Here is a 6,465-nt window from a genome sequence, read left to right as displayed (position 1 = left end):
ATGAAAATTATACTTTGGTACCGCAACGATTTGCGTATTCACGACCACGAAGCTCTTTGGAAAGCCTCAGAAAAGACCGTTGAAGTGGTTCCAGTCTATATTTTTGACCCACGAATTCTTGAAGAACATCATTTAGGATTTCAGAAAACGGGGGAAATTAGACATCAATTTTTAACAGAATCGGTTCAGAATCTGCGAGAAAATTTACACAAAATTGGTTCAAATCTCATCGTCCGCACGGGATTCCCTGAGGATATTTTACCCCAATTAGCCCGAGAAATTCAAGCAGATGAAGTCTATACTTCGGAGGAAATTACGCAGGAAGAGAACGAAGTAGATTCTTTGGTTGAAGAACGTCTAAAAGCCGATGAACGAAAGGTGAAATTTTTCTGGGAATCAACCCTTTTTCACGTGGATGATTTGCCAATGGATATTGAACATTTGCCCGATGTATTTACGCAATTCAGAAACAAAGTTGAGAAATTTTCAAAGATTAGGACTGTTTTCAAAACGCCTGAAAATTTAATTTTTAAGGAATTAATTGAAGTAGGACACATTCCTAATCTGTCAGTAGATGAAAATATTACGGTCAATTTCAAAGGTGGTGAAACCGAAGCCATTAATCGCCTCAATCACTATTTCTGGGAAAAAGATTTATTGAAAATTTATAAAGAAACTCGCAATGAAATGTTGGGGTTAGATTATTCCTCAAAATTCTCAGTTTGGCTGGCGAATGGCTGTATTTCACCAAGATCTATTTACGAAGAAATTAAAAAATATGAGTTAGAACGAACGGCGAATGAATCCACTTATTGGTTAGTTTTTGAGTTAATTTGGCGTGATTATTTTCGTTTTGTAGCGATGAAATTTGGGAATAAAATCTTTTATGAAAAAGGTATCATGAATAAGCCTACTAATTGGAAACGCAACCGAAATATTTTTGAAAAGTGGCGTTTGGGAGAAACTGGCGTGCCTTTGATTGATGCCAATATGAAAGAATTATTACAAACAGGATATATGTCCAACCGTGGACGACAAAATGTAGCGAGTTTTTTAGTGAAAGATTTGCAGATAGATTGGCGTTGGGGTGCGGCATGGTTTGAAAGCCAATTGATTGATTATGATGTTTGTTCAAATTGGGGAAATTGGCTCTACGTAGCGGGCGTTGGCAATGACCCAAGAGAGAATCGTTATTTCAATATTCTGAAACAAGCCAGTAATTATGACCCCAAAGGAGAATACGTAAAGCATTGGTTACCAGTGCTTTCGGATGTGCCAGCCGATAAAGTTCATTCAGTTGGCCTACTAAATAATGAGGAACAAAAGCGTTTTGGCATACGATTGGGGGTAGATTATCCTAATCCGATTGTGGAAGTAAAAAAATGGAATAGAGTATCGTAGTCAATAGGAAATCAAATGCCTATTTTCATCCGAAAACTAACTTCCAAATCTTCCACGATGACAAGACCGAGTCCTTTATAAAATTGAATAGCCCGCTGATTGACTTTCAATACTTCCAACTGGATATTAGGGTTGTTTTTGAGTAAATCTTCCATAATAATTTTACCAATGCCCTGCCCTTGAAAACGTTGTAAAATCATTAAATTTGTTAAGAAAATATAATCTTTGTAGTATTCAATTTCGAGGTAACCAATCGCTTCATTTTGCAGCTCAATTATCTGGAAATGGTCTTTTTTGAACTGATTTTGGTGAAAATTTTTCTGTGCTTTTTCGTTCCATCCCCAAAGCATTTCGAGGTATTCTTTCAGTGCATTTTTCTTGATTTTATAGGTTAAATCAAGGTCTTGGTCAAGGGCTTTGCGGATATTGAAAATCATAATGGTAAATTGATTCCCAATTGTTTGAGATGATGGTCAAGATGGCGAACGTAATCATTTGCTACGAATTCAAGCGTTACAAAATCTTGTCCCAACATGGGTGTAGTTTCATTGCCCCAATTGGTGATGGTTTGATAATTTTCGAGCGGTAAATTTTTCAAAACTTGGCAAAAATGTTTGTTCATTAAAGCCCAAAATTGAAGTAAATCTTCGGAATTATAATGTTGATAATCAGCCGCTTTTACCCACTGATTTTGACGATAAATAATGTGAGCTTCATTTTGATATTGCCCCACCACCATGCGTCGAATATTGCTTTGAGCAGAATCAATTAAATGCCCCAAAATTTCCTTTTTTGACCATTGTTCGAGACTATTTTTCGCTTGCAATTCCATTTCCGAAAGTCCAGAAATATACGTTTTTACGGATTCTATTCTTTGATTTAATTGGGCAATAACTTCTTGCATATTGTTGATAATGAATGGTTTATGTATAATAGTTAGGCAGTAGACAGTTTGCAGTAGGTAGTAAAAATAAAGTTATTAGTCAGTAAAAACATATACGAATTTCAATTTTTTACTGCCTACTGCCTACTGCCTACTGCTTTACCCTAATTTCACTTCTTTCCCAGTCTTAGCAGCTTCAAAAATAGCGGCCATAATTTTCATATCTTTCAAACCTTCCTCACCAGGCGTTCTCATGGGACGATTATTGAGAATATCGCTCGAAATTCCGTCTAACATTAACGTTTGGTGATGGACAATCGGAAATTTCATTTCGCCTTTTGAAGTTTTACCAATTAAAGGGCCATAATCAAAGGCGGGAGACATTTCTAAATTACCATTTTCATATCCTACGTACAAACGCTGAACGCCTGAATTATAAGTTGTGGTATGATTGGAAATTACGCCACTCGGAAATTTCATTTGCCAAAACATCGTTTCTTCAATGCCATCTACATAAATATCAGGACGGGTTTTTACAGCTTGTGCCGTTACCGAAATAGGCTCTTCGCCCGTGGCATATCTTGCGGCATTGAGCGCATAAATCCCAACGTCCAACATCGGCCCACCACCCGAAAGTTTTGGAATCATTCGCCAAGCCTTTTTATCTCTTAAAGGAAACCCGAAACTTGATTCCACAAAGGTTACTTTTCCAAAATCTTTATCTTTCGCCAATCGCATAACTTCATTCGTAAATGGTTCATAATGAAGGCGATAGCCAATTGACAGCATTACTTTTGCCGCCTTACAAGCCGCAATCATTTCCTCACATTGCTTCACAGAAATGGCCATTGGTTTTTCGCAAAAAACGTGTTTTCCCGCTTTTGCCGCTCGCAAAACAAACTCATGATGCAAGCCATTTGGCAAAACCACATACACCGCATCAATGTCTGGATTTTTGGCGATTTCATCAAAATTCTGATAGTTATAAATATTCTTTTCTGGAATATCATGCTTCTTTTTCCAAATTTCGGCCTTTGCGGGTGTACCCGTAACAATACCCGCCAAACGGCAAAATTGTGTGTTTGCGAAGGCTGGAGCCAGATTATTGGTTGCATAATTACCCAATCCAATGAGCGCAATACCCAATTTTTTCTCAGGTTTAACGGAGATGTTGGCTTTGGAAATTAAAGGTAAAGCAACGGAAGTTGCCACAAAGGTTTTTAAAAAATTACGTCGAGTGTTGTTCATATATTGGGATTATTTTAAAGTATTTGTTGCTTACAGCTCCTTGCGAGCCATGTAATTTTCTAATCCTGCCATGGCCGTAGCACGTACTTTTTGATGTAAATAGCCAGTCCAACCCAATAATTTTCCCGTTATTCCCAAAGATTGAGAAGACCAACGATAAAAATTAAAACTATCACGGTGATTCCAGATTTTGCCATCCTTAAAAGTAAAATGAGCATTGATAATATTATGCACTTTATTGCCCGTAGTTGAAAAAGTGTACCACGCTTCCCAGTGCGCTTTTCCAGTCGAATCGTTGGCTTGAATATTGTAAAATTCCATCCTCATATCCGTTCCACGTTCAATCAACATTTGCCACATTGCCCCAATTTGTTTACTGCCCTTCAAATCAAAGGCTTCGTCCTTGAAAATTGCTTCTAAGTGATAACATTCTGCCATGGCGTTAAAATCTTTTTGGGCGAAGGCTTCGTAAAATTTGTGGATTAATTGTTCGTTTACGTGCATAATTCTCTTTGGTTTTGGGAAAGTATCTGCATAAATTTACGTAGAACATAATTTCTATCAAAACGATTAGAATCAAATCAACAAAATGAAAATATTCGCCTTCTTACTCACCATTTCCTTTTTTAGTTTTATAAAATCCGACAAGCCAGCCTATTTGCTGTACGACAAAGATTTGAAAACTGTTTCCTACGAAAAAATGCTCAAAGAACTTACACAAGCAGACATTGTTTTCTTTGGCGAATTACACGATAATTCCTTAAACCACTGGCTTGAATTACAGGTTACGAAGGATTTATTTCTTGCAAAAAAAGAGCAGTTAGTTTTGGGTGCTGAGATGTTCGAGGCTGATAATCAGACGGTTGTGGATGAATATTTGAAATCATTAATCACCGCAAAACAATTTGAAACCGAAGCGAAAGTTTGGCAAAATTATCAAACGGATTATAAACCTTTATTAGATTTCGCCCAAGAAAATAAGCTCAAATTTATCGCCACCAATATTCCAAGAAGATACGCCAGTATGGTTTCAAAAGGAGGATTGGAGGCATTGACCCAGCTTTCGGATGATGCCAAAAAGAACATTGCTCCTTTGCCTATCGACGTGGATTTGACTTTGCCAGCTTACGCCGAAATGATGAAAATGGGCGGGATGCACGGAAGCGGAGGCATGAGTATGTCGGCGGAAAACATCACCAAAGCCCAAGTAATTAAAGATGCCACGATGGCGAGTTTTATCTTGAAAAATTATGAAGCGGGACGTACATTTGTGCATTATAATGGGAGTTATCATTCCAATAATTTTGAAGGAATTGTGTGGCATTTGAAAAAGAAAAACCCCAAATTAAAGATTGTTACCATTAATACCATTCAAGCCCAAGATATTACGCAACCTACCGAAAAAGAGAAAAATACCGCCAATTTTATTTTCGCCATTCCTGATGATATGACGAAAAGTTATTGATTATTTATTTTAATTTTACCATGAACATCACATTCACCACCATTAAAACCGACCGAGAAATCCAGCAATTATTGGATTTACAACAATTAAATCTGACGAAAAATATCTCGGAAGACGTTGCCAACGATCAAGGATTTGTAACCGTTGTCCACAATTTTGATTTGCTCTCACGCATGAATCGGGCTTTTCCGCAAATTATTGCTAAAGATGGCGATAAAGTGATTGGTTACGCTTTAGTAATGCCCGAAAGTTTTAGGTTCGATATTCCCGTTTTGACGGCAATGTTTGAAATGTTGGACAAATTGGAATACAAAGGCAAGTTGATAAAAGATACTAAATACTACGCCATGGGGCAGATTTGTGTAGCAGAAGGCTATCGTGGACAAGGCATTTTTGATGGACTTTACGCCAAACATAAATCCGAATTGTCCGACCGTTTTGAGCTTTGCGTTACCGAAATTGCCAAACGAAATCTCCGTTCGCTGGCGGCTCATAAACGAGTGGGTTTTGAGATAATTCATGAATATTTTGATACAACTTATCCTGAGTTTTGGGAGGTGGTGGCTTGGGATTTTAAACCAACAAATCTATGAAAATCACCCGAAAAACCCTCTTGAAAACCCTAACAGCAGGATTTATCACCCTCCCAAGTTTTGGAAAAAGGCAAATTGAGAAAGACCTTTTGGGGTATAAAGCTGAATTTGCCGATGCTTGGAAACGCTCTGAGGAATATACACTCACGATTTTCAACCAAATGCCCGAAGCAAAATTGGAGTTTCGTTATACGCCCGAATCTTTTTCATTTCGTACCCAATTTGTGCATTGTATCACTTTTACAGCCGTGCAATTATGCGGTCGTTTGAATATTCCCAATCCTTACGAAAAAATACCGCCCTCTTTTTGGGCAAAACTATCCAAGGCAGATTTAGAAACGGAACTTCATAAATTTTATGCTTGGGTTTTGAAAGTGGTAAATGAAACCAAGCCAGAAACGCTCCTAAAACCCGAAGATTATGCGGGCGGAACCATTCAAATGTGGCGTTTTTTCTATGCGATGGAAAACCACATTATTCATCACCGTGGACAAGCGATTTGTTATTTGCGGTTGAATGAGGTTATTCCAGAAGGTTATGTTGGTTGGTAATTTTGAGGAGGAAAGGAAATTGGAGGAAAGGAGAGAAGATTTGAAGCATACATCAATAATGGCGAAAAAATCATTAAGCGAATTTTCGCTAAAAATATTTTACGCAATTATTAAAAATATTTTCTCTTGAATCATTCAACTTTTTCAAAATAAAAACTAACAAATTTCATTATTTAAAGAATTATCTTTTGATTTATAGGATTTAAACAAAAAATAATCATTGGCGAAAAAGGTATATCATAAAATATTATTTGGTTTTTATTTGTAATTAAGAAATAAACTACTGTATATTTGATAAGTATCGAATGAATTTGTAGCGAAAAT

General features: G+C 37.0%; 8 protein-coding genes. 4 read left to right on the top strand and 4 right to left on the bottom strand.

Going from position 1 to position 6,465, the window contains the following annotated elements; genetic code table 11:
- Positions 1 to 1,401, top strand: a complete 1,401-nt coding sequence (locus tag AC1W31_RS07110) for a DASH family cryptochrome (protein ID WP_481733724.1) — start codon at positions 1 to 3, stop codon at positions 1,399 to 1,401.
- Between the two features lie 11 nt (positions 1,402 to 1,412).
- Here AC1W31_RS07110 and AC1W31_RS07105 read toward each other — a convergent pair whose 3' ends face one another.
- From AC1W31_RS07105 to AC1W31_RS07090, 4 genes are all read right to left on the bottom strand, one after another.
- Positions 1,413 to 1,838 carry a GNAT family N-acetyltransferase gene (locus AC1W31_RS07105; RefSeq protein WP_481733723.1) on the bottom strand — a complete coding sequence of 142 codons (426 nt, stop codon included), beginning with the start codon at positions 1,836 to 1,838 and terminating at the stop codon, positions 1,413 to 1,415.
- Positions 1,835 to 2,305 (bottom strand): DinB family protein, encoded by a 471-nt coding sequence (locus AC1W31_RS07100; RefSeq protein WP_481733722.1) that lies wholly within the window; start codon positions 2,303 to 2,305, stop codon positions 1,835 to 1,837. Before AC1W31_RS07100 ends, AC1W31_RS07105 begins: the two co-directional genes overlap by 4 nt.
- 138 nt (positions 2,306 to 2,443) lie before the next feature.
- Positions 2,444 to 3,532, bottom strand: coding sequence for a Gfo/Idh/MocA family protein (locus AC1W31_RS07095; protein ID WP_481733721.1), 1,089 nt, complete (start codon positions 3,530 to 3,532; stop codon positions 2,444 to 2,446).
- Between the two features lie 30 nt (positions 3,533 to 3,562).
- Positions 3,563 to 4,036, bottom strand: coding sequence for a nuclear transport factor 2 family protein (locus AC1W31_RS07090; RefSeq protein ID WP_481733720.1), 474 nt, complete (start codon positions 4,034 to 4,036; stop codon positions 3,563 to 3,565).
- 85 nt (positions 4,037 to 4,121) lie between these two features.
- On the opposite strand from AC1W31_RS07090, the gene AC1W31_RS07085 reads away from it, so the two are divergent.
- The 3 genes from AC1W31_RS07085 to AC1W31_RS07075 are packed head-to-tail and all read left to right on the top strand — an operon-like array spanning position 4,122 to position 6,141.
- Positions 4,122 to 4,997, top strand: a complete 876-nt coding sequence (locus tag AC1W31_RS07085) for a ChaN family lipoprotein (RefSeq protein WP_481733719.1) — start codon at positions 4,122 to 4,124, stop codon at positions 4,995 to 4,997.
- Between the two features lie 20 nt (positions 4,998 to 5,017).
- Positions 5,018 to 5,590, top strand: a complete 573-nt coding sequence (locus AC1W31_RS07080) for a GNAT family N-acetyltransferase (protein WP_481733718.1) — start codon at positions 5,018 to 5,020, stop codon at positions 5,588 to 5,590.
- On the top strand, positions 5,587 to 6,141 hold the full coding sequence (locus tag AC1W31_RS07075; protein WP_481733717.1) for a DinB family protein: 555 nt from the start codon (positions 5,587 to 5,589) through the stop codon (positions 6,139 to 6,141). The genes AC1W31_RS07080 and AC1W31_RS07075 overlap by 4 nt, the downstream gene beginning before the upstream one ends.
- Positions 6,142 to 6,465: the final 324 nt, after the last annotated feature.

It is taken from the genome of Arcicella sp. (genome assembly GCF_964672035.1).
This window is presented reverse-complemented; position numbering and strand designations above follow the sequence as displayed.

What these genes read in the sequence shown, in the direction of transcription:
- AC1W31_RS07075 (WP_481733717.1), top strand. Translation starts at nt 5,587, where the DNA reads ATGAAAATCACCCGAAAAACCCTCTTGAAAACCCTAACAGCAGGATTT.
- AC1W31_RS07110 (WP_481733724.1), top strand. Translation starts at nt 1, where the DNA reads ATGAAAATTATACTTTGGTACCGCAACGATTTGCGTATTCACGACCAC.
- AC1W31_RS07080 (WP_481733718.1), top strand. Translation starts at nt 5,018, where the DNA reads ATGAACATCACATTCACCACCATTAAAACCGACCGAGAAATCCAGCAA.
- AC1W31_RS07085 (WP_481733719.1), top strand. Translation starts at nt 4,122, where the DNA reads ATGAAAATATTCGCCTTCTTACTCACCATTTCCTTTTTTAGTTTTATA.
- AC1W31_RS07090 (WP_481733720.1), bottom strand. Translation starts at nt 4,036, where the DNA reads ATGCACGTAAACGAACAATTAATCCACAAATTTTACGAAGCCTTCGCC.
- AC1W31_RS07095 (WP_481733721.1), bottom strand. Translation starts at nt 3,532, where the DNA reads ATGAACAACACTCGACGTAATTTTTTAAAAACCTTTGTGGCAACTTCC.
- AC1W31_RS07100 (WP_481733722.1), bottom strand. Translation starts at nt 2,305, where the DNA reads ATGCAAGAAGTTATTGCCCAATTAAATCAAAGAATAGAATCCGTAAAA.
- AC1W31_RS07105 (WP_481733723.1), bottom strand. Translation starts at nt 1,838, where the DNA reads ATGATTTTCAATATCCGCAAAGCCCTTGACCAAGACCTTGATTTAACC.